The 23,222-nt window shown below is 34.7% G+C and carries 26 protein-coding genes; 3 read left to right on the top strand and 23 right to left on the bottom strand.

What is annotated here, in order from left to right; genetic code table 11:
* Nucleotides 1-494 precede the first annotated feature (494 nt).
* Nucleotides 495-785: a hypothetical protein gene (locus C7P63_RS06955; RefSeq protein WP_125943450.1), complete on the bottom strand. Its 291-nt coding sequence runs from the start codon at nucleotides 783-785 to the stop codon at nucleotides 495-497.
* Between the two features lie 374 nt (nucleotides 786-1,159).
* On the opposite strand from C7P63_RS06955, the gene C7P63_RS06960 reads away from it, so the two are divergent.
* The gene (locus C7P63_RS06960) at nucleotides 1,160-1,591 is read left to right on the top strand and encodes a hypothetical protein (protein WP_125943451.1); all 432 of its coding nucleotides are present in this window, start codon (nucleotides 1,160-1,162) and stop codon (nucleotides 1,589-1,591) included.
* A 34-nt stretch (nucleotides 1,592-1,625) separates the two neighbouring features.
* Here C7P63_RS06960 and C7P63_RS06965 read toward each other — a convergent pair whose 3' ends face one another.
* The 3 genes from C7P63_RS06965 to C7P63_RS06975 form a co-directional block, all read right to left on the bottom strand.
* A complete protein-coding gene (locus C7P63_RS06965) occupies nucleotides 1,626-2,534 on the bottom strand; it encodes a mechanosensitive ion channel domain-containing protein (protein ID WP_125943452.1) in 909 nt (302 codons plus the stop codon).
* A 118-nt stretch (nucleotides 2,535-2,652) separates the two neighbouring features.
* Nucleotides 2,653-3,594 carry an LLM class oxidoreductase gene (locus tag C7P63_RS06970; protein ID WP_125943453.1) on the bottom strand — a complete coding sequence of 314 codons (942 nt, stop codon included), beginning with the start codon at nucleotides 3,592-3,594 and terminating at the stop codon, nucleotides 2,653-2,655.
* 11 nt (nucleotides 3,595-3,605) lie between these two features.
* Nucleotides 3,606-4,223 carry an NAD(P)H oxidoreductase gene (locus tag C7P63_RS06975; protein ID WP_125943454.1) on the bottom strand — a complete coding sequence of 206 codons (618 nt, stop codon included), beginning with the start codon at nucleotides 4,221-4,223 and terminating at the stop codon, nucleotides 3,606-3,608.
* A gap of 140 nt (nucleotides 4,224-4,363) precedes the next feature.
* Here C7P63_RS06975 and C7P63_RS06980 point away from each other — a divergent pair, with 140 nt between their 5' ends.
* Nucleotides 4,364-4,738, top strand: a complete 375-nt coding sequence (locus C7P63_RS06980; RefSeq protein ID WP_424580145.1) for a winged helix-turn-helix transcriptional regulator — start codon at nucleotides 4,364-4,366, stop codon at nucleotides 4,736-4,738.
* A 62-nt stretch (nucleotides 4,739-4,800) separates the two neighbouring features.
* Here C7P63_RS06980 and C7P63_RS06985 read toward each other — a convergent pair whose 3' ends face one another.
* The 3 genes from C7P63_RS06985 to C7P63_RS06995 form a co-directional block, all read right to left on the bottom strand.
* Complete coding sequence (locus C7P63_RS06985; RefSeq protein ID WP_125943455.1) at nucleotides 4,801-5,445, bottom strand: endonuclease III domain-containing protein; 645 nt, start codon at nucleotides 5,443-5,445, stop codon at nucleotides 4,801-4,803.
* A gap of 64 nt (nucleotides 5,446-5,509) precedes the next feature.
* The gene (locus C7P63_RS06990) at nucleotides 5,510-6,475 is read right to left on the bottom strand and encodes an FUSC family protein (protein WP_125943456.1); all 966 of its coding nucleotides are present in this window, start codon (nucleotides 6,473-6,475) and stop codon (nucleotides 5,510-5,512) included.
* A 127-nt stretch (nucleotides 6,476-6,602) separates the two neighbouring features.
* Nucleotides 6,603-7,793 (bottom strand): coenzyme F420-0:L-glutamate ligase, encoded by a 1,191-nt coding sequence (locus tag C7P63_RS06995; protein WP_125943457.1) that lies wholly within the window; start codon nucleotides 7,791-7,793, stop codon nucleotides 6,603-6,605.
* A 120-nt stretch (nucleotides 7,794-7,913) separates the two neighbouring features.
* Between C7P63_RS06995 and C7P63_RS07000 the strand changes: the two genes are divergently transcribed.
* Nucleotides 7,914-8,822, top strand: coding sequence for a LysR family transcriptional regulator (locus C7P63_RS07000; protein WP_125943458.1), 909 nt, complete (start codon nucleotides 7,914-7,916; stop codon nucleotides 8,820-8,822).
* 12 nt (nucleotides 8,823-8,834) lie between these two features.
* On the opposite strand, the gene nhaC is transcribed toward C7P63_RS07000, so the two are convergent.
* The 16 genes from nhaC to pduM all read right to left on the bottom strand — a co-directional run bounded on the left by nhaC (nucleotide 8,835) and on the right by pduM (nucleotide 23,218).
* Nucleotides 8,835-10,241 (bottom strand): Na+/H+ antiporter NhaC, encoded by a 1,407-nt coding sequence (gene nhaC, locus C7P63_RS07005; protein WP_125943459.1) that lies wholly within the window; start codon nucleotides 10,239-10,241, stop codon nucleotides 8,835-8,837.
* A gap of 427 nt (nucleotides 10,242-10,668) precedes the next feature.
* Nucleotides 10,669-11,484: an HAD family hydrolase gene (locus C7P63_RS07010; protein ID WP_125943460.1), complete on the bottom strand. Its 816-nt coding sequence runs from the start codon at nucleotides 11,482-11,484 to the stop codon at nucleotides 10,669-10,671.
* A 132-nt stretch (nucleotides 11,485-11,616) separates the two neighbouring features.
* Nucleotides 11,617-12,021: a DUF4430 domain-containing protein gene (locus C7P63_RS07015; protein WP_125943461.1), complete on the bottom strand. Its 405-nt coding sequence runs from the start codon at nucleotides 12,019-12,021 to the stop codon at nucleotides 11,617-11,619.
* Nucleotides 12,022-12,032: 11 nt separating this feature from the next.
* Nucleotides 12,033-12,893, bottom strand: coding sequence for an ECF transporter S component (locus C7P63_RS07020; protein WP_125943462.1), 861 nt, complete (start codon nucleotides 12,891-12,893; stop codon nucleotides 12,033-12,035).
* The gene (locus C7P63_RS07025) at nucleotides 12,866-14,563 is read right to left on the bottom strand and encodes an ABC transporter ATP-binding protein (RefSeq protein WP_243640817.1); all 1,698 of its coding nucleotides are present in this window, start codon (nucleotides 14,561-14,563) and stop codon (nucleotides 12,866-12,868) included. Before C7P63_RS07025 ends, C7P63_RS07020 begins: the two co-directional genes overlap by 28 nt.
* 11 nt (nucleotides 14,564-14,574) lie before the next feature.
* Nucleotides 14,575-15,558, bottom strand: coding sequence for an energy-coupling factor transporter transmembrane component T (locus C7P63_RS07030; RefSeq protein ID WP_125943463.1), 984 nt, complete (start codon nucleotides 15,556-15,558; stop codon nucleotides 14,575-14,577).
* Nucleotides 15,559-15,694: 136 nt separating this feature from the next.
* Complete coding sequence (locus tag C7P63_RS07035; protein WP_125943464.1) at nucleotides 15,695-16,054, bottom strand: BMC domain-containing protein; 360 nt, start codon at nucleotides 16,052-16,054, stop codon at nucleotides 15,695-15,697.
* A gap of 49 nt (nucleotides 16,055-16,103) precedes the next feature.
* Nucleotides 16,104-16,541, bottom strand: coding sequence for a EutP/PduV family microcompartment system protein (locus tag C7P63_RS07040; RefSeq protein ID WP_125943465.1), 438 nt, complete (start codon nucleotides 16,539-16,541; stop codon nucleotides 16,104-16,106).
* Between the two features lie 330 nt (nucleotides 16,542-16,871).
* The gene (locus C7P63_RS07045) at nucleotides 16,872-18,053 is read right to left on the bottom strand and encodes an acetate/propionate family kinase (protein ID WP_125943466.1); all 1,182 of its coding nucleotides are present in this window, start codon (nucleotides 18,051-18,053) and stop codon (nucleotides 16,872-16,874) included.
* A gap of 55 nt (nucleotides 18,054-18,108) precedes the next feature.
* Entirely contained in the window at nucleotides 18,109-18,813 is a 705-nt protein-coding gene (locus C7P63_RS07050; RefSeq protein ID WP_125943467.1) for an MIP/aquaporin family protein, read from the bottom strand.
* An 18-nt stretch (nucleotides 18,814-18,831) separates the two neighbouring features.
* Nucleotides 18,832-19,947 carry a 1-propanol dehydrogenase PduQ gene (locus C7P63_RS07055; protein WP_125943468.1) on the bottom strand — a complete coding sequence of 372 codons (1,116 nt, stop codon included), beginning with the start codon at nucleotides 19,945-19,947 and terminating at the stop codon, nucleotides 18,832-18,834.
* Between the two features lie 25 nt (nucleotides 19,948-19,972).
* Nucleotides 19,973-21,376 (bottom strand): aldehyde dehydrogenase family protein, encoded by a 1,404-nt coding sequence (locus C7P63_RS07060; RefSeq protein WP_125943469.1) that lies wholly within the window; start codon nucleotides 21,374-21,376, stop codon nucleotides 19,973-19,975.
* Between the two features lie 3 nt (nucleotides 21,377-21,379).
* Nucleotides 21,380-21,850 carry a GlcG/HbpS family heme-binding protein gene (locus C7P63_RS07065; RefSeq protein ID WP_125943470.1) on the bottom strand — a complete coding sequence of 157 codons (471 nt, stop codon included), beginning with the start codon at nucleotides 21,848-21,850 and terminating at the stop codon, nucleotides 21,380-21,382.
* On the bottom strand, nucleotides 21,840-22,427 hold the full coding sequence (locus C7P63_RS07070) for a cob(I)yrinic acid a,c-diamide adenosyltransferase (RefSeq protein WP_125943471.1): 588 nt from the start codon (nucleotides 22,425-22,427) through the stop codon (nucleotides 21,840-21,842). Before C7P63_RS07070 ends, C7P63_RS07065 begins: the two co-directional genes overlap by 11 nt.
* Nucleotides 22,428-22,439: 12 nt before the next feature.
* On the bottom strand, nucleotides 22,440-22,712 hold the full coding sequence (locus C7P63_RS07075; RefSeq protein ID WP_125943472.1) for a EutN/CcmL family microcompartment protein: 273 nt from the start codon (nucleotides 22,710-22,712) through the stop codon (nucleotides 22,440-22,442).
* On the bottom strand, nucleotides 22,694-23,218 hold the full coding sequence (gene pduM, locus C7P63_RS07080) for a PduM family microcompartment protein (RefSeq protein ID WP_125943473.1): 525 nt from the start codon (nucleotides 23,216-23,218) through the stop codon (nucleotides 22,694-22,696). Before pduM ends, C7P63_RS07075 begins: the two co-directional genes overlap by 19 nt.
* Between the last annotated feature and the right edge of the window lie 4 nt (nucleotides 23,219-23,222).

Genomic DNA, 23,222 nt, shown 5'->3' on the forward strand with positions numbered 1-23,222 from the left:
AAGACATTTAGCTCAATTTTGTTTGCTAGCGAATTGACTTCACTATAAATAATATAAGTTTGTTTTTACATCTTGTAAAAACGCCCTACACATTTGGTTCGTCTTATTCTTTGTTCAGTTTTCAAAGGTCTAATTTGTTGCGTTTCGACAACTACTTAATAATATCATTCTTGTTTAAGTTTGTCAACAACTTTTTAAAATTAATAACAAATCTTTTTTTTAATTTGTTTTTGTCTTTCGTAACGACAAGTAATACTATATCAAACAAAAAAAAGAATTGCAAGTCTTTTTCTGAAAGAATCTTGTTTTTTTCTGATTTTTTTCTATATATGCTTTATCTATCTAAAAAAGAGCTTCTATTTCAGGAAAATAAACAATATAAAAAAACAAGTCATAATATAGTAGGAAAAAAATATATCTCTTTATTCTAGAATAAAAAAATAAAAAATAGACTAAGGAGTTTACTAATTTTCACAAACCCCTTAGCCTATTTTTTATAAACTTAAACTAAAAACAAGTTGATGAATTTCTTTATCGAAAAATATTTTTTGATTACTCATTACTTTTCCATCCTGATCCATCATTTTTATATCTAAATGTGATAGTTCCTGACAGGTATCTATACTTTGTTTCTTGTTAACAGCTTTTACGTCATCTGCCCTGTAACCTTGTTCTTCCAGTTCCTGTTGTTTTAATCTCTTCTTTTCTCTGTCCTCATTCATTTTAGCTAATATTTGACTTGCCACACTAGCTCCTTTTGTCACTTCTTTTGGTTGATTCTCCACTGATAGTTCCTCCTTTAGAATAATCAAAAAAACCGCTCAGATATCCTCCGAACGGTTTTTCTAGGAGAATATCAGCTTACATTGGAGCACATTATCTAAATTACTTAGACATGTTGCTGTTGGGTCATTGTGTGTAATCACTCACCAAACTCTTTATATTCTAAAACGATTTAATTGTAAGTCTTATTTTAACAAACTTCTCTCTTCTGTCAAGATAAAATAGATAACCCTTTAAACCAAAACCTGCTCTAACAGTCTTCGTCAAGCTTTCTACTTGCTTTTTAAATTAATTATGATAAAATACCTTTAAAAGATTAGAAAACTCTAATTATAATCTATCTGTTTTCTAACAATAAAAATAAGGACTGATTTTCATGGAAATGACACATGTATGGAATCTAAACCATCCACTTACTAAAAAAAGAAGGACAACCCAAACCACTGACCCTTTAGCTTACTGGGACGATCAATGGCAATCACTAGGATTCTTACAAGCGGCTAACTTTTCCCCTTATTTTAGAGAAATAGGCTTATACCGCTATAAAATTAACGGGAAAGTTAAATTTGTAGGCTCTACAGTTGATTGGTTAAAAGGTGGCTTACGTCGCAGTTTATCTGAAGACTGTCAACGGTTTTTATTTGCGATGACTTTTGCAAGAGGGTTAATTTTTTTAATTGACTTTTCTCAAATAGAAGTAGAAATTTTAATTCCAGGAACGTACCCTCATGCTATTGATACCACTGAATCACTAACACAAAAATACCTTAAAAGAGATAAACCACTTTGGAACCGTCTATTATATTAAATCAAAAGGACAAGAGAACCAGTCTCTTGTCCTTTTAAATTTGCTTAATATCATATCGTCCATTCATTAATGTAATATTCTGCTGGCTAAAAGCGGTTAAAATTTCTTTATATAGTCGTGTTTTGGTACTTGTGCCATTTTTATAATGAACTAAATAATTTAGATACAAAGTGATACCTTTTTCTGTTAAGTCTAAGTCCACAGAAGGAACTGGGGTGCCATCAAACATGTCAAAATAAGCAAAACTTTTCTCTTTGTCAGAAACATCTTCGTACTCATGATTCATTACTAATTGGTACTGTTTTTCTCCTACTTGCTTTAAAATGTTTAACGCCTTTTGCCAGTCGCTATCAGCAGTGAGGGTAAAACGGACTTCATTCCAAACGAAAGCAGTCAACTCTTCATAGATAGTAAAAGGGGAATCAAGTAACACTTTGTTGGGTATGGTAATCACTCTCCCAGTCGGTGAGTCAGAATCAAACCAATTATTTAACTCCATCAGCTTGAAATTAAACACATTGATTTTAATTACTTCTCCTTTCATCCCGTTTATTTCTATTCTATTGTATAGCTCAATATAATGGCGATTTAAAATAAGAAAAAAGGCAATCATATTATCTAGCATCCCTCTTAAAATTAAACTCATAACTAAGACACTCACTAAAATAAGAATGATAAAGGTTTCTGTTTTACTGTTCCATATTAGTAAAACAAATAAAACGTTCACTACAAAAAGCGTTAATTTGATAATGCCTCTAGCACCATGTACTTTTTTTATTTCTTTTTTCGCTAATCTTTTAAGCAGTAGCTGATTAATTAATTGATAAATCATAATGGATAGTAAGATAAAGCCAAGAGTAATCCCTATTTTATAAGCTAAATGGTCTCCTTCATCTATATACCTTACGATATATGAACGGAATTCTTTTAAAAAATTATCCATCTACCTACACCTCCTTTTTATTTTTTCTTCTTTATTTTAGCCTAATTATTTATTTCTACCTAATCATAACCATACAAAAAGACTGGTTTTTAGCCAGTCTTTTTGTATGTGAATATTGCTACTCATTTATAGGAAATTTTGGGATAACGTATTTGGCTAATTCATCTAAAACATCACAAACTGGGCGTGTAGAGTATTTGATATTGAGTAAGACATGATTGACTCCAATAGTCTGTAATTGTTCTAGAAAATCAATAAGAGGATTGCGGCCTAAACGAAATCCTAAATGAATAGGTGTAGGTTGTTCATCTGGATCTTCTGTTAAATCAATATAGAGAGATTGAAGGAAAGGTTTAAATACACCATTTGTTGCTTTATCCCAGTCTTCTAATGCTCTTTTTTGAAAATAAAGATTACGAGGATAATACATCCATCCGTCGCTATTTTCACCAATCCACTGAACAGTTTGTCTGCTAGATCCTGTTACAAACATAGGAATATCTACAGAAGGTTTAGGTAAAATATCCCCTTCTCCTACTAAAGAAACTTGACTTGTTTCAATTCTAGGAAAACTTTCTTGCCAGATTTTTCTCATCGATGTCATCGCTTCACGGAATAACTGGCCTCTTTCTTCCATAGAAATGTGGAAAGCTGGAAACTCCATGGGACGATCACCACTTGCAACTCCTAGTAATAAGCGGTTGTTAGATAAAGCTTGAATAGATGCAGTTGTTTTAGCCAAATGGATAGGATGTCTTATAGGTAAGATTAAACTCCCAATACCTAATCCAATTTGTTGGGTATGGGCAGCTAAAAACGGCAAATAAACTAATGGATCATATAATTGTCCTGCATCTCCAAACATAGGGTCTAGCATCGGAATATCCCGCATCCAAATAGCAGCTAGCCCAGCTTGTTCTAATTGTTGAATCCGTTTAATTTGTGACTCTAACGGATCCTTAGTAAAATCGCCTGGGTAAGCATCAATTGGAACAAACATCCCCAAGGTTAATTTATTTTTTTTGAAAGTTCTCTGATACGTCACATTATTTTTAAACATAGGATCATCTCCTAATAATCAATTTTATCTTGTTCCGATTCAAAGCTATCATATTCAAGACCTAATTGATGGGCCTCATTCATCCATGATGTATAATACGCTTTTTGTTCTGCTTCAGAGCTTGCTTCTAGTGTACCGTACAAAAGATTTACTCGAGATGTATCTACCCCAACAAACTGAGAAAGACCAATATTTAAATAGTGTTTCACTAATTTATCGTAACTTCTTTTTTCAAAGCCTTCTTTTGAACCTCCCACTAAACCAATCCACTGTATTCTTTCATGAGGTAATTTATGATTGCCATAAGCATAGTTATATTGCCAAACTCTATCAATGTAGCCTTTCATGATAGCTGGAATACTATACCACCAAATTGGGAAAACAAAAGCTAACCCATCTGCTTGATTTAATCGGTCAATTTCTTCCATTACTCGTTTAGAATAATGTAAATCTCCTCGACTCCAATCTGGTTCGTCTTTTTCAATCATGACAGGATCAAATTCTTCACGGTATAGATCCAACACCTCAACTGTATGACCCTTCTTCTTCAACCCATTAATAAATTGTTTCGTCGCATCCATTGTTAAAGAATTTTCCCGTGGATGTGCCACGACTGTTAAAATATGCATCAATACCGACTCCTTTTCTATTAACAAGCAACTTTAATAGTCACCTGGTACTTATTCATGTTAAATTAGAATCAATCACGATACAAGAACGCACATTTTTGTAGGATAGTATCATTTTTGTAACGAATGGAGGTGTTAATGTGCTAGATCGGCATGAAAAACAAGTGAATTGTAGTCAGCAATGGGAAGATATGAATGGTTGTTTTGTAGAATTGGCAATTGATATTGTGGGAGGAAAATGGAAAGGAATTATTCTTTACCATTTGTTAGATGGTCCTAAAAGATTTAATCAACTTAGACGACTTATTCCTACTGTTACTCAACGTATGTTAACCTTACAATTGCGTGAACTAGAAGAAGATGGGGTAATTTCTCGCATTCAATACCCCGAAATTCCTCCTCACGTAGAATATCAATATACTGAATTTGGGAAAACTTTACAGCCAATTATCCAACATATGCAGGAGTGGGGGAAATTATATACAGAAGAATACTTTGCGGATAATCAGTCCTAATAACTCTCTTCTGATAGAAAAAAACCTTTGCTTTAACATTAACTTGTTAAAGCAAAGGTTTTTTATAAATCTAATTGGTAATCGGCTAAGAAACTAGTGTCCCATTGTTCTCGGTTTTTTCTTAAATATAGTTTAGCAAACTCATCTAATAAACCATGAAACATTTGTTGTTCAGACAAAGTTAGGGATAAATTTGTTTCAACCTTCTGTTGAAACAATCTATCTTGTTTAGTGTCTAAATAGCCTAATTGATTAAAAATACGTTTAGTATAGGTATCTACAACAAAGACATTCTTTTGAAACACATACAGTAACAACACATCCGCTGTTTCATTTCCAATCCCTTTAATCTCTAACAGTTCTTGCCTTAATTCTTTGATTGGTTTTTGGCTAATACTAGCTAAATCAAACTGGTACTGACTTAACCAATCTGTCAAACTGATAATACTTCGACTTTTGGCTTGATAAAAACCACTTGAACGAATCAAGGGTTTTAAGTCTTCAGCAGATAACTGAAACATGTTTTGAGGGATTAACAATTGGCGCTCTTTAAGTTTCCTTAGTGAGAGAGCAACATTATGCCAATTAGTATTTTGAATTAAGATAGCTCCAATCATGATTTCATACAAACTATCAGCCGGCCACCAACCTGGATCTCCTAAGTGTTTCAATAAAAGATGATAAAGTTCCTCTACAGTGATTTTCATGTAATCACCTTCTTTTTTATTCTTCCTTCTATTAAAACACTTGGTTAATGATTTAGCTAGCGAACTAGCTTCTAGCTATTTTTCGGTAACTAGCTACGCTTCCCATTAAAAATAAAACAATGCCTATCCCGATTGAAACAAAGATAAATCGTTGCCAAATTAAAATAGGTAAACTCATTTGAAACATCACCATGTTTGCTTTAATCGAATTGACTGTAATAAAAATCATTTTAATTAAATAATCTTCCACAAACATATAAGCATAATTAAAACCTAAGAAGAAAATAGGTAACAGGCCAGTTGGCAAAATAGTATAGATAATTCCTAATAAGCCAATCCCTAATACAGTTCCTAAAAGTCGGTGAAACATTTTTTTCCTAGTATCTTGCCACTCTAGCTCTAACACTGACATAAGAGTTACCCCAATCCAAACAAACCGAGTATCTCGAATCATAAGACCTATTACGGAAAACAGAGCAGTTCCAACACCTAATAATAGTAGAAACTTTTTATGCTTTTGACAGGCTTTTAGAAAAGGTGCAAAGGAAGATTTAGTTAAAGGAATATGGGCCTCCTTTTTATGTTGAAATAAGTAAACAGCAGACACACTGATCCCGACAAGTAAAGCAGCTAATAATTGTTGTGTCACATCTCCTGGCACACCTAAATTTAATGCAAAAAGAAACAGAAAAGGAACATAGCTTTTACCAAGTAAACCTGGTGCTAATAAAAAAAGAGTAGCGACTAAATAGATGAGTAACACTAGTAATTTGAAGCCAATAAACAATTGACTCATTAAAACTTGAGAGCTTATCACTGTTCCTATAAATAAACCTGGAAACAAACAAGCATTGAATACTTTAGAGTCCATATAGGTAGGTAGCTGGGTATACATGAGTAAGGCTGTCACACCAAAAACTGCTACATAAGAGGTTTTAACTCCCAACACCGTTACAATTCCGCCAATATACCCACATAAGAAAAGCAATAAAAATAATTTACTACTGGCTTTTTTCAACAAAGCTGACATAAGGTCATCTCCTTATTATTTTGTTATACAAGAAGAAGATTTTATAGGAATAACCCTATTCTGTCAATTTTTCCCATAAAAAAACAGGCTATCTTAATAAATAGCCTGTTCTTTACTAAGTCATTGCTTATTTAGTAAAGTTATCAAAGTAACCTTGAATATAAACGATTGGTGTTCCTTTATCTCCACTACCTGATGTTAAATCAGCTAGAGAACCGATTAAGTCTGTTAATTGACGAGGAGTAGTTCCTTGAGCTTCCATCGCTCCAACTAAGTCGTCATCTTTTTCGTTAATATGTTTTTTAATAGCTTCTTCTAATTCTTTACCACTTAAATCAGCAAAGTTATTGTCTGCTAAATATTTTAATTTTACTTCGTTAGGTGTTCCGTCTAATCCTTTTGTATAAGCAGGAGAAACTACTGGATCTGCTAACTCCCAAATTTTTCCAACTGGATCTTTAAACGCACCATCTCCGTAAACCATTACTTCAATGTTTTTGCCAGTTTTAGCAGCTAATTCTTTTTGAATAGCATCCACAACTGGTTGACAATCCCGTGGGAATAATTTAATGCTTTCTTCTGTTGATTTATTAGAACCTAGTAAGCCATAATTTTCATTAAAACCACTACCATCAACAGATTCGGCAAGAATATCATCTAATGTAAAGACTTTTTCAGCCCCATTATTTTCTAAAATACGTTTTGTACGGTAGCGTGTGTGAATATCACAAGTTAAAACACTTTTCGTGTAGTCTAAAATAGTTTTAGGTTTTTGTGAGAAGACAACTTCACATTTTGCACCTTCATTGGTAATTAATTCTTTATAATATTCAATGTAGTCCACACCAGTAAATCTGTGTTTGTTATAGCCAAACAATTCACGAAATTCACTTTCAGTTAAAGTATCTGTCCAAGGATTAACTCCTTTTTCATCTAACATATCAAGAGAAATTAAATGATTTCCCACTTCATCAGAAGGATAACTTAACATTAAAACTACTTTTTTAGTGCCACGAGCAATACCTCGTAAGCAGTTTGCAAAACGATTACGACTTAGAATTGGGAAGATAACACCAACTGTATCATTACCAAATTTATTTGTAATATCTTTTGCAATTTGATCAATCGTTGCATAATTGCCTTGTGCACGAGCTACAATAGACTCTGTGATTGCCACGATATCTTTATCTCGTGGAGCAAACCCTTCTGCTTGTGATGCTTTCAAGACACTATCCACTACGATTTGTTCGATACTATCTCCTTGGTTAATAATTGGGCAACGAACACCTCTTGTTACTGTACCAACTGTTCTTTCCACTAAAAACTCGCTCCTTTTACGTCTTGCGTCGTTTTAAAATTTAACTACCCTTGTACTATACATGGTTTTATGCTATAAGTAAAATGAATATCTACTATAATAGATATAAGGAGAGCTTATATGGTAATCAAACTAGATTTATATCGAATTTTTCAAGCCGTCGCAGAAAATAACAGTTTTTCAAAAGCAGCTAGATCTCTTTACTTGACTCAACCAGCTGTTAGTCAATCTATCCTTCAACTAGAAGAAGATCTAGATATTAGACTATTTAACCGAACTCCGAAAGGGGTCACCCTAACCCAAGAAGGAAAGTTACTTTACGATCACGTTCACTCTGCCCTATCTTTAATCGATGCTGGGGAGAAAAAAATGCAAGCCTTTAAGGAATTAACTGCTGGAAAAATGGCAATCGGAGTAGGAGATACTATTTCTCGCTATTTCCTTCTACCTTACTTAGAGAAATTTCACAAAGAATATCCAGATATTACTTTTAAATTAGTTAACGGAACTACCATGGAGTTATGTGAGTTACTAAAAACAGGCGAAATCGATGTAGCTCTTTGTAATTTTCCAGTAACAGATCCCAAATTATCCCTTATTCCCTGTAAACAAGTCCAAGATACTTTTGTTTGTGGAAAAGAATATCAGCATTTGCTAACGGAACCTTTATCCTTAGAAGAATTACTCAAACATCCTTTGATTTGCTTAGAAACCAACTCTACCTCTAGACGATTTATGGATGCCTTTTTAGCAGAACATGATTTACAAGTGTCACCAGAATTTGAGCTAGGTGCCCATGACCTTTTACTAGATTTAGCTAGAATTAATTTAGGCATTGCCTGTGTGACTAAAGAATTCTCCATGGGATACCTTCAGCAACAGCTTTTACATGAAATTAAGTTACAAGAAACCATTCCTAAACGAGCTATTGGGATTTGCCATTTAAAAAGTGTTCCCTTATCACTGGCTGCTGAAAAATTTGTGGCTATCATTGTGGATAACACCTCTTGTGAGAAACTAACACCTTAACAGTTAGAAAATCTAAACAGAGTTTTTGGTTAAAATATTAGAACTGCTAGTCTTATAGGTTATCCCTAAACCAGTTACTCCACTAACAATAGAAAACACTGGTGATAGCAAACTAAAAAATACAAAGGGTAAGTAGGTCATTGTGGGGATACCAAACGTAGCTGCCACAAAACCGCCACCAATCCCCCAAGGAATTAAATAGTTAATCACAGTTCCTCCGTCTTCTAAAGTCCGGCCCAAGACAACGGGATCTAATCCAGCTTTTTTGTAAAGCTCTTTAAAGGCATTACCTGGTAAAATAACTGACAAAAATTGTTCTCCAATGAACAGATTGACTCCAATCCCTGAAAGTAATGTAGCCATGATTAAACTAGAAGTGGAGGATAAGTGTTTACTTACCAAACTCATCACTTGACTAATTAAACCTGTTTCCATTAATAAACCACCTAGTGACAACGTAAGAATGATTAAAGACACTGTAGGCAGCATACTTTCAATTCCACCTCTTGATAATAATAGATCCATTTGTTGATTGCCTGTTTTGGATAGGTAACCAGATTCTATTAATGCTCCAAGCTGATGACTTTTTATCTTTGGTTGTTGATAAATAATGAACACGATAGTCACTCCAATATTTAATAGGATAGTCAATATAGCTGGTACTTTTTTCCAAGCACAGACAAGCATCAATATAACAGGAATGACTGCTACCCAAGAAATAGTGAATTGTTTTTCTAACAGGTTAATAATGTGATTAATTTCTTGTAAATTTACTTGTCGATGATTCAAACCTAACACTGAAAATAATAAAAGAGATAGGATAAAAGCAGGCACTGTAGACCACATTAAATGTTTGATATGTTTAAATAAATCAGCTTCAACTACTGCCGCAGTTAAATTAGTTGACTCAGACAAAGGAGACATTTTATCGCCAAAAACAGAGCCTGACACAATAGCTCCCACAACTAAAGGTGGGTAAATGCCAAGAGTAGTCCCAATACCAAAAAAAGCAATCCCAATCGTAGACATCACTGTAAAAGCACTGCCAACAGCACTTCCCACTAACGAACACACGACAAATACTGAGGGAACAAACCATCTAATATCGATCAATTTAAACCCAACTACCATCAGCGTTGGGATTATCCCTCCTTGAATCCAAACCGCAATTAAAGAACCAACTAAGATAAAAATAAAAATAGGGATCAGCCCTGGAGTCAGTCCTTTTATAATGCCTTCATGTAACTGACTAGCAGGCATCTTTTTAACCACTGCATAGATCATCACAAGTCCAATGGCAAATAAGATGGCAACATTGGGAGATACACCTAACCCAATAACACCTGTGGCAATACTGATAAAGACGATGACTAACATAATACTTGCTTCTAAAACACTTGGTTGTTTATTTCTTTGCATACACATTCTCTCCTTAGTTTTTTATTTATTAGCTAATTGAGTTGTGTTGCCATAATTAATAATCCCTCCACACTTCATCAACATCTTCCCTTTCTGAATAAAAATTAATAAAAAAGTCCTTAGCTAATAAATTAGCTAAGGACGAATTAACTCGTGGTACCACCTTAATTTTAAAAACAATCGCTTGTTTTCCTCTTGATACAATCTATTTACTTGTGCCTCATTTGTGTAATTCAGAAACTAAACTATCACCGATTTGCAGCAACCATCGATTTTCTAAACAGGGAGTCTAGTCCTTACTAGCAAGGAGTCCATTTTAAAAAATGTACTTTAAAATTTAGCACGATTGATTTAACAAGTCAATAAATATATTAAACATAACAAAAAATATAGTTTTATACTTATTATATATAACGTATAAAACCTTTTAATTAGAAAGGCTAGGTTGCAAAGAAATAAAATCTTGGATAGCTACTAACACCCCGTTTTGATCATTAGACAAAGTTATGTAGTCTGCCATATCTTTGATTTCATCAAAGGCATTTCTCACTGCAAATCGGTAACCACCAGACAATAATAACTCTCGGTCATTTAACCCGTCACCAAAAACCATAGTTTCTGCTGGCGTTATGTCTAGCATCTCTTGTAGTTTTCTTACAGTAGTTCCCTTATGAACTCCCTGATTAGATATATCAATCCAAGCAGCTTCTGACGCTACCATATAAGCCTGTTCTTCCATGTCTTGTAAAGATTTTATCGTTTCAAAGCATTGTTCTAAAGGATCATATAAAGTTATTTTAACAAAATCATCTTGGATAGCTTGATAATCTTTCACCGTTAGGACATTCCTATAAGACTTTCTCACTTTTTCCATTAAGTCAGGGGGAGTCGTCTCTAAAATAGTAGCCCCTTTAGTCGTACAAGCAATGATTACCCCACTATTTGGAATATTTTCTAAACGACTAATCAATGTTAATCCAATTGAATTAGGTAAAAAAGATTGGTAAACGTACTCGCCCCTATATTTAATGCGTGTAGCACTATCACCTAAAATCCACACATCTTGTGCCCAATTTTCTCCTAATAGTTCCTCTACACGCTCACATTGCTTACCGGTACACATCGCAAATTTGACTTTCCGGTCATCCATCAGCTCTTTCACTTGTTTAAATAACGATTTATCGAAACTTCCTTGACTATTTAAAAACGTTCCATCTAAATCTGTTATCACTAATTTAATCATAGATACCTCCTTTTTATCCTAAACTTTTATCCCTATCATTTTGATAATGTTATTATAGCATAACCAAAAATCCCACTAAAGAATACACTCTTTAGTGGGATTATCTATTCATCATTCGTTAACTCGGTCTATCTACTCACCCATTGCTGCTAAGTTAAAGATTACTTTATCTTTATCTTTTAGCTTAATGTCTTTTGCTCCTTTATTGACTTGTTCATCATTAATCGTATAAGTCCAATATTTTTGAGCTTTTTCATCTTGTTTATGGTCATCAATGCTTGTAATAAAACCGTCTTTTCCTTCTAATTTGAAGTTATCTTCCATAACATCATACAAAGATTCGTCTTTTTTAACTTCTACTTCTTTTTTAGTTATTTCTTTACTATCTTCTTGTAAAATAATCGTAGCCGTCACTTGATCGTCTTTTTTAGGTGTGTCAGCTTTCTTATCTGCCTCTCCGTTACCACAAGCAACTAAGGTAAATAATCCGACCATTAAAGTCAGAGTTAAAAATATTTTTTTAATAGATTGTTTCATGTTATTTCCTCCTAAATAATATCGTGTTTTTGTTTAATTCTTTCTAATTTTTTTAAGAAAGGATCTGCTAAAATAAATAGAAAAATAGCAGTAGATCCCCCATGGATTAGATCCATGGGTGCACCGGAAACGAATGATGTTATGACTGCCCCAAATGTGACGTCACTTGTGTACATAATCACTGAGGCAGGATTCATAATTAAGCCATAAATCAAAAAAATACTGATAAAACCAAATAAACTAAGTTCTAAGCGTGAGACTTGTTTACGCCGGTGAAAAATTAAACCTGCTACAAATCCCACCATCCCAAAGGCAAACATTTGCCAGGGAGTCCAAGGTCCTTGACTAAAGAACATATTAGAAATAAGCGCTGATAAACACCCTACTAAAAAACCTGTTTCAGCTCCTAAACTAACAGCACTGATAATCACAATTGCTGCCATAGGTTTAAACTGCGGGAGCATAAAAAATATCCCTCGTCCCACTACAGCAATTCCGACCAAGACTGCTAATAGCACCAATTCTTTTGCTGAAGGTTTTCGGTCCTCAAATGCGAAAAAAAAGGGCACCATTCCAATTATTAATAGCATCACACTGACCGCTAAATAATTTCTGTTAGTCAGTTTACCTCCAAAATAAATCACAAATGGAACTAGTAACAGCAAGAAGATATTCACAAGTTTTACTCGCAAACTTAACTTGTTTTTTTTCGGTGAAGTCACTGGTATCCCTTTAGAACCAGGACGAGAGTGAGAGGTAGCAGAGCTTGAAACATCTTTAGTCGTTAGAGGGGTAGCTTCTTCCTCTAATTGATTTGGTTGTTCCATATCTTCATATAAAGCTTTTAAAAACTCTTTTGATGATTGATACATCCTACCACATCCTTTAATGTAATCCCATTAGGAAAATATTGCCGAGCCATGCGATTTGCTGTGGTGGTATAAAACTGATTTCCTGCAAAAAATTCGCGGGTTGGCTGAATACTCACTAAATTTCCATTAAAAAACAAGCCACAACGATGAGCATAGTTTGCTACAAATTCAATATCATGAGATACCATTACAATCGTAATCCCTTGTCCGTTGAGCTGTTGAAGTATCTGACCTAATTCTTCTTTATAAAAATCATCTAAGCCTTTTGTCGGCTCATCTAATAATAAAATAGTCGGTCTTAGTAAAAGTATTTTAGCTAAAGCTAATCGCTGCTGCTCTCCACCACTTAAATCATAAGGATGCTGTTGCCATAAGTGAGTTAAATGGGTCAGATTACTAATACCTTCTACCATCTGTTTTTTAGTCATAGAAATAGCATAATAAGGCAGATCTTTATCTTCCATGCCACCAACTACTTCATATAAATCTTCCAGTACAGTATCTTTTATAAATAGATTTTGCGGATTTTGTGGTAATACCCCTAATAAGTTTTGGTAAAGGGCCTGTCCATCATATTTTTGAATACTTTGTCCAGCTACTTTAATTTTTCCTCGGTAAGGTTGTCTAATCCCACCTAATAAAGATAAAGCAGTACTTTTTCCAGTACCATTTCCCCCGACTAAGCCAAAAAATTCTCCTTGATAAATTTTCAGACTTAAATCTTTAATCACATCTTGACTCATTTGTTCATAACGAAACCACACATCTTTTGCTTCTAAGACAATCTTTTTAGAGTCACTAGTAACTGGGGAAATTTCTTCTATCAGTTTTTCTTTTAAATCTAAGCTATCTAGCCAGGCTCTTCCTGTACGTACAGTTAAAGGTAAATCTGTTCCCTGTTTTTCCACAGAGGCAGCAATTTGCATGGGAATAGGCATAGCTAAAAACATATCCCCTTTCGTTTCTCGCAAAATTTGACCAACTTCTTTTGGAGTCCCGTGAATTAAAGGTTTATTTTTTTCTAATAACAATACTTGATCTGCTATTGGAAACACTTCTTGAAGTCGGTGTTCAGTCATAACAATCGTTGTTCCAATATCTTGATTGATTTTATAAATTGTTTCTAAAAAATCCTTAGCTGCAATCGGGTCTAGCTGAGAAGTTGGTTCATCTAAAATCAACAGTTTAGGATTTAGCACCATGACACTTGCCAAATTTAAAATTTGTTTTTGACCACCAGATAATTCTGCTACATTTTTATCAAACCAATTATGAATACCAAAATAAGAAGCCATCTCTGCTACACGTAAACGAATCGTCTCCGTATCATATCCAAGATTTTCTAACCCAAAAGCTAATTCATGCCACACTTTATCTGTTACCAACTGATTATCTGGATTTTGTAGCACATAACCAATATCTTGGCTTTGTGTCCTTAAACTCAACTCTTTTACAGATTTTCCTAAAAATAAAATCTCCCCTTGAGTTTGACCAACAGGAGCTAATTGTGGTTTTAAATGTTGAAGCAAGGTGGTTTTACCACTGCCACTTTTTCCAAAAAGCACATTAAAACTACCTGTTTCAATAGAAAAATTAACATCCTTTAAAATAGGAGTGGACTGATTGGGATAAGAAAAATAAAACTGTTTCACTTCTAATAAATTCATCATCATATACGCTCCTATTGCTTAAAGTAATCAGGTAATCTGACATGATGTTTGGCCTGTTTTCTCAGTCGCTTAAAATAAGCTTCTTCAACATAAGCCAATAATACTGGTAAATTGATTAATAAGAAGAAGGCTATCATCCCAGTTGCCGAAGTCCAAGTTAACGGCCAAACAGATAATTGAACTTTAGGGTAGTAGGTCATAGAAAAAGTTCCTATGACAACAGTGTACATAAAATAACCAAAAGAAGAAGTTAAAATAGTTAACAGCCACCAGTCTCTCCTAGTTAGTCGGTAAACACTAAAAGAAGATCGCCCTGATAAGCCATATCCTCTAGCTTTCATAGAATCAGCAGTATCAATCGCATTTTCTAAAGCCCACGTAATCATTACTAAAAAAATAGAAAAACCATGATTCAATCTTTCTTTCAAGGTACCGTCTGTTACATCTCTCCCTAGAGCTTGTTGACCTTGACGTACTAAAGTCACTTGTCTGGAAAATTTTGGCACGAACCGAAAGACCATGGAAATGACTAAAGAGCTAGCTGGAAGTATCCGTCCAAACAGATAAATAAACTTATCACTGGTCATCACTTGATTATAACAACGAAACCATAAAATCGTCACAGCTAATACTACTGATAGCAGTCCTCCGTAAACCATCGCTTCTAAGGTAATAGGTTTTCCGTTACTAAAACGATACAGCACTGTTTCTCCGTTATGGTTAAACAACACATTAAAGAAAAGAACAATCATCATACTTGGCAATAAAAATTTAAAAAACTGCCGAAAAACTGATTGCCAACTATGTAATCTAGCAGTATATAAACTAGCTGCTATTAGTGAAAAGCCTAAAATAATCGGATGAACTAAAAACATATTCACACCAATCACACAGACAAAATAGAACAAATTGACGAAAGGATGACTTTTAGAAAAAGGATCTTGTTTACTAGATGTTTTTTGCTGTTCATTCATCATTATCCATAGCGTAGACACACACTATTTTACTCTCCTCCTTTCTTTTGTTCTATTTATATTCTACAATAATCTATCCCATTTGACTAAACAAGCACTCTAGCTAAAGAGTGCTTGTTTGATCTTCATACTTGAGTAATTGCCTTTAACACTTTCATTAAGTTCGGGTGATTTTACACGCTACTGAAAAGCCTAAAATCTCTTTAAGAGAGGTAATGACTTGCAGCAATGCAGACTCAACAGAACTCATATCTCCAGTAATTACTACAGAGCCACTAAACCGGTCGATAAAACCAATTTCGATGTTGCCACTTTTAGTCGCAATATCTACTGCAATAATAGCTGCTTCACTTGGGGTAATGGTCAAAATTCCAATAGCACTTCCAACACTAGCTGTTAAACCTAATTTAGTATAGATTTCTTTATCTGGACTCGCAATAATATGGGCCAATGTGACCTGTTTCCCTGGCACATATTCCTGAATAACTCGTTGTTTATTATCTCCTTGATTATCCAAAACAATCGCTCCTTACTCTTTATTCTGATTTTAATTAACGAAAGGATGTTTATTCTTGTTTATCTAAAAACTCAACCAACTCAGAAATGCCTTCTCCTGTATAGGATGAAACTAGAAAAATCTGTTGCGCACCTGCTGTTTTTAGTTGATTGACGATATTGTCAATTTCAGTTTGATCTTGGGCCAAATCTGTTTTGGTCACAATACCAATAATTTCTTTTGGGAAAATCGAACCATATCCTGGTGAAAATACTTGTTCTTGCTCTTTAACGCTTTGAACAAGTCCAATAATTTGTGCATCAGCTGCCGTCACAGTAAGAGCATGATTAAATTGACGGTGTAAAATAAATTCTCCAGGAGTGTCGATCATTTCAGGGTAAAAAGAAACAGCTTGTGTTTTATTGTACTGGATGTCTTCTCCGTGAATTCGTTGGCACAACGTTGTCTTTCCACACTCAACCGCCCCCATTAAAATAATTTTCCGCACTAGGTTACCTCCTTTACAAAAGCCTCGCCTTTTGCTTGTTCCTCACAGGATTCAGGCTAAATCTAATACTATTATAGACAGTTTAACCTATTTGGTCTAATTATATCTTTCATTAAAAAAGGCTAAAAAACTATCAACATAGTTTTTTAGCCCGAACTACTAAGTGTTGGCTTGACACTTAGTAGTTTGACACTTTATAAAACTATAAAGTGCTTGTATATATAAATTAAAATAAATATAGCATTGGATTAAAAAACTTTAGGAGAGTGATTCATATCAATAGACTTTCATATTTATTTTAACTTACGAAACATGTATAACTGGAATAAATTATAGTTTTGCAATTCGCATAACGTCGCGAGCAATCACTACTTCTTCATCCGTTGGAATAACTAAAACTCGTACCTTACTATTTTCAGTTTCAAGTGACCAAGCATTTTCATGGTTCTTCTCTTCGTCAATTTCAACGCCTAAGTAAGATAGACTATCACAAACATATTTTCTTAAACGATCAGAATGTTCCCCAACACCTGCTGTAAAGGCGATACAATCTACTCCGTTCATTTGAGCAGCATAAGCACCAATGTAGAAAATAACACGTTGTGCAAATACTTCAAGAGCCATTTTAGCTCGTTCATTACCATTATCAGCTGCTTCTTCTACATCTCGGTAGTCACTAGAAATACCTGATAATCCTAATAAACCTGAATCTTCATGCATCATTTTACGCAATTCTTGAGGACTCAATCCTTCTTTTTCTTGGATAAATGGAAGAATTTGTGGATCTAAGTCACCAGTTCTTGTCCCCATAACCAAACCTGACAATGGAGTGAAGCCCATTGAAGTATTAATAGATTGTCCCTCTACCATTGCAGCAATACTACCACCACTACCAATGTGACAAACGATTAATTTTTTCGTATGTTCTGGATCAAATTTAAGCGCCTCTTCTGTCACATATTGGTGACTAGGGCCATGGAATCCATACCGACGAATACTATACTCTTCATAGTATTTATATGGTAATGCATACATATAATTCTTTTCAGGCATACCTTGATGGAAAGATGTATCAAAAATAGCTACCTGTTTTGCATGCGGTAAAACATTTTTAAATGAACGAATACCAATCAAGTTAACAGGGTTATGAAGTGGAGATAACACACTTAGTTCTTCAATATGTTGCTCTACTAAATCGTCAATCAACGTTGCATCTTGGTAGTAAGTACCACCATGAGAAATACGGTGACCTACCCCTACAATTTCATCATAACTTTCAATAATATTTTGCTCAATCAATGTATCTAGCAAATGTTTCACTGCCATTTCATGATTAGCAATATCCATTTGTTCTTTTGTTTTTTCGCCTTTATATGTATAACCAAATACTGAACCAGATAGTCCAATACGCTCAAAGGCTCCTTCTGTGATTACAACTTCTTCAGGCATTTCAAACAACTTAAATTTAAGTGATGAACTACCAGAATTAATTGCCATAACTTTTGTACTCATAGTTTACCTCAATTCTTCCTAAAAAATAAACCTAACTTAACAACCCTACCGTTAATTAAACGGCTTTAAACAATACACAAGCTAAAATGGCGCCGACAGTTGGTCCTACGATTGGAACCCAAGCATAGCCCCAGTTAGCATCAGATTTGTTTGGAATTGGTAACACTTGGTAAGCTAAACGTGGCCCAAAGTCACGAGCTGGGTTTAAAGCATAACCAGTTGTTGATCCCAAACTGATCCCTACAGAAGTAATAAGTAATCCAACAATAAGTGGTTTCAAACCTTCTGTAAAGTCACCTAAGTTTAATAAAACATAAACAAAAACAAATGTGGCAATTAACTCACTTAAAAAGTTAAATAGAGGATTAGGAATAGATGGGCCACTACCAAATACGCCGACTGAGTTACCTTCCTCTGGATTATGACTGGCTTCAAAATGGGTATGGAAATGAATAGCAACAAGCGCTGCTCCTAAGAATGCCCCAATAAATTGGGCAATAACATAACCTAACACCAGATTTTTAGGGAATAAACCAAACATTGCAAATGCAATGGTAATAGCTGGATTTAAATGACCTTGTGAACCAATAAAACTTGATACATAAACACCAAATGTTACTGCGAATCCCCAACCAAGGGAGATATATAGCCAATTTGAACCTTTACCGTAACCTTTTTGTAAATTTGCACTAGCAACAACCCCAACACCTAATGCAATTAAAATCATTGTTCCTAATAATTCACCAATATACTCAACCATACATAGACTCCTTATTTATTATGCCATTACTTTTTTTATAATTTGTTTTAAATCTTCATCTGTGGGTTCAATAGGATTACCTGGATAAGTACCATCTGCTTTTGCATGAGATACTAACCAATCCATTTCTTTTTGGACATCACTTGGATTAATTCCAAATTCTTTTAATGTCATAGGGCATTTCATGTCACGCATCATAGAGAAAATTTTCTTTTGAATGCGTTTCACTAATAATTTGTCTGACAACGTACTTGGACCAATGCCAGCTTTAGTTGCAGCTTCAGCATATTTGCGACAAACATCAGGATCTTGGGCATTAAACTCTACAACATATGGGAGTAACATGGCATTAGCTAAACCATGTGGTACATGGAATTTTGCTCCCAATTGATGGGCAATAGAATGGCAAATCCCTAAACCAGCTGTATTAAATGCTAAACCAGCTGAACAAGATGCTTCATGAACAGCTTTACGCAATTCAACATTGTGACCATCTTTGTATGTATCTACAAGTTGATTTGTAATCACTTGAATAGCTTTTTCAGCTAGTGCATCTGTAAATAAGTTAGCATCTTTTGATACTAAGGCTTCAAGGGCATGTGTTAAAACGTCTAGCCCAGAAAAAGCTGTGACACTAGCAGGTGCACTCATAACTAGAGTTGGTTCCAAGATAGCAATATCAGGAATCAAGTGAGCACGAATTAATGGGAATTTCACACCATTTTTAGTATCTGATATAACAGATGTATTCGTCACTTCTGAACCAGTTCCACTTGTTGTTGGTATAGCCACAAAACAAGCCACTTCTTTATTGGTTAATTTTTCCCCAAAGAAACGAATTGCTTTTGCTGTATCAATCGCAGAACCGCCACCAATAGCAATCACCACATCTGGTTTTTTAGCTATAAAGACGTCTACACCTTTCATGATATTATCTAAAGGAGGATCAGGTTTTACATCAGAAAAAATTTCAACTGAATTTCCCTTTAAATGTGCTTCAATTTTTTTCAAGTTATCTGTGCCTGGTAGAAAACTATCACAGACCATTAAAATATCCATATTTCGGAAAGAAGATAGTACATTTAAACTATCTTCTCCGGAATAAATTTTTGTTGGAATTATTAATTCATCCATTTTATCCCCTCCGTGTGGTTAACAATTATTTCCAGCTTCTCATTGAAAAACCTTCAGGTGAGTTTAGACGACGGCGACGAGTAAATGATTTAGCCGTAGTAGTACCTTCACCAGTTGGTGTTGCAATAGTTAGAGCAGAAGCACCAGTTCTACCAACACCTGTACCAGCATAAGTAGGTCCGTTAACTACAAAGATTGAAGTATTCATTCTGTGAGCTGCACGGTTAATATGTGGTAAGTTTTCAGAGTGGATAGATGCTGTATGGTGGCAGTTACCTTCCACTTCAACAGCTACTGCTAACATTTCATCAAAATCTTTAGCAGAAACGATTGGTAAGATAGGCATTAACATTTCTTTCACTACTAACACGTGATCTTTAGGAGTTTCTAAAATGATTAAGCTTGGGTTACCTGTATAACTAATACCAGCTTCATCTAAGATAAATGTAGCATCTTTACCGATGAATTTACGGCTAGGTGTGCCATTTTCTCTTAAAGTAATGCTAGCAAGTTTTTCGATGTCACGAGGGTCAGTTACTAAGAATGCCCCTTCTTGTTGCATTTTTTTGATTAATTCATCTTTCACACATTCAACAACTACAACTTCTTTTTCAGCTGTACATAAAATGTTGTTATCAAAAGCAGCAGATGTCACAATGTTGTGAGCAGCTAAATCGATATTAGCAGTTTCGTCAACCATTGCAGGAGGGTTACCAGCACCAGCACCAATTGCTTTTTTACCACTGATCATAGCTTGGTGAACAACACCAGGACCACCAGTTACAACTAAAGCAGCAATGTCAGGGTGTTTCATTAATTCTTGAGCAGCTTCGATAGATGGTTTGTCAATAGAAACCACTAAGTTTTCCATTTGTACAGCGTCAAAGATAAATTCATTTACTTTTTCAACTGCCCAACGAGAAATGTTTTTAGCTCCTGGGTGAACACTAAAGTAAACAGTGTTTCCGCCAGCTAACATCATGATTGCATTAGCAATAACAGTTTCAACAGGGTTAGTACTTGGAGTGATAGCTCCGATTACGCCGTAAGGTGCGTATTCGTACATAACAAGTCCACCGTCACCAGTTTCGATTTCTGAAGATAAGTCTTCAGTACCAGGTGTGTTGTATAAAGCATTTTGTAATTTAGCAACTTTTGCTTCTTTAGTACCCATGCCAGTTTCTTTAACAATTTCTTCAGCAATGTAGTCTAATAATGGAGTGAAACCATCTTTAATTGCTTGGATAATGTTGTCACGTGTTTCGATTGTGCAGTCTACAAAGATTTCTTGAGCAGCTTTAGCTGCAGCAACTGCATCGTTCACGTTAGTAAAAATACCTTTGTTGCCTGTTGCAACAGGTGCTTGTGTACCTTCAGATTTTGTTAATTCTTCTGCTAAAATTTTTCTAATTTGTTCTTCTAAGTTCATGTCTTATTCTCCTTCAAAAAATGCTTTAACTGCTGTTTCACAGATTAATTGATCTTCATCTACTAAACCGCCACTAACGCCAATAGCCCCAATAACTTGACCATGACTCATTAATGGAATTCCTCCAGCGAAAGTCACAATTTCACCATTTAGCATGGTTTCCATTTGATATAACTCTCCGCCTGGAACAGTATCTTTATTTAAATCTTTTGTTTGTCTACGCATCATGATTGCTGTATTAGCTTTTTTAGGAGCTAAAGTAATACTCACAATATTAGCTTCTGGCATATGATAGAACATTCTAGGATGTCCGCTCATATCACTAATACAAATAGTAACTGGTACGTTAATTTCTTGTGCTTTTTGTTCTGCTACATCGATAACGCGATGTAAATTATCTTTTTCGAAATAAGTTTCAGCTTTTAAATATGCAAGAGCCTTTTCAACTTTTCCTTCCAAATCATTACTTACCACGTTGTTCACCTACTTGTTCTTGATATCGTTTAATAATTTCGTCTATTTGATCTTCTTGTTTTTGGTAATGATCTTCTGAACGAGCTAAGATATACAAGCAATCAGATAAACGATTTGTATATTGTCTAATTTCAGGTCGAATCTCTACTTCTTCAGAAAGTTGGATCAACATACGCTCAGCTCTTCGACACACAGTGCGAGCTAAGTGTAAATGCGCACCTGCTAAACTAGAGCCTGGTAAAATAAATGTTTTGATCTTTGGCAAAGACTCAGTATATACATCAATAAGGTTTTCTAGTTCTTTAATATCTGCTTGGGTGATTTGTTCACTGTGTGCTGCAAATTTGTTAGAATCAGCAGTGGCTATTTCACCAGATAATTGAAACATTTTATACTGTAATTTAATTAGAAACTCCTTATTCTTAGGAATCTGGCTAAATTTTTCTGCTACGCTAATAACAGCATTACATTCATCAAATGTGCCGTAAACATCTACTCGGTTAGAGTATTTTTTTACTCGCTCACCATCAAATAAACTAGTAGAACCTTTATCACCTGTTTTGGTATAAATTGCCATTGTCTCACATCCTTATTTATTGAAGCGATCAATAATCCCCACGATAGCACAATCTAGAACATCATGTTGGCCACGGTTATCTCGTTGAGTTTTTCTTGCGCCAGCCCCTCTTACAAGTAAGACGTATTCGCCAATACCTGCACCTACTGTGTCAGCAGCTACAACTTCTTGTTTCAGCGCTTCTCCGTCACTATTAACTTGTTGAACAATCATTAATTTTCTACCAACTAATGACTCATCTTTTTGACTAGCCTCAATACTCCCAACTACTCGCCCCATATACATGATTGATCTACCCTTTCTATCAACTGTAAATCTTTTTTTACAGCTAGTTCTTGTGCTTCGCTTGTTAATTTTTGCTGATTGGTTTTAATTAGAATAGATTGATCTGGGATATCCCAAATATCTTCTCGTTTTAAATGAAGAGATTCACACCCATATATTTTATTGCCACCGTGTTTAAATGTAACTGGCCATCTTGTCAACATTTTCCAAGGAATAAAAGGCATAACCGCTTGATTTATATCTAGTTCAATTGAAACTTGATAGGACAAACCAGTTAATAACCATTCTACCCAAGGGTTAGTTGTGCGAAATTCATAAAGATCCTTTATTAAACTCACTTGAATATTTTTAACCGATACATGATCGTAATTTAAAAATAAACTTTTAGACGGTGCAGCTACTAATTCAAATTGTTCTTGATGATTAACTGTCAAATGTTGATCTTTTCGACTAGTTAACTTAGAAGCAATCATTTGAACTAAACGATTTATTTCTTCATCATTCATGTCA

Source organism: Vagococcus humatus (assembly GCF_003950325.1).
In the GTDB taxonomy this organism is placed as follows: Bacteria; Bacillota; Bacilli; order Lactobacillales; family Vagococcaceae; genus Vagococcus_C; species Vagococcus_C humatus.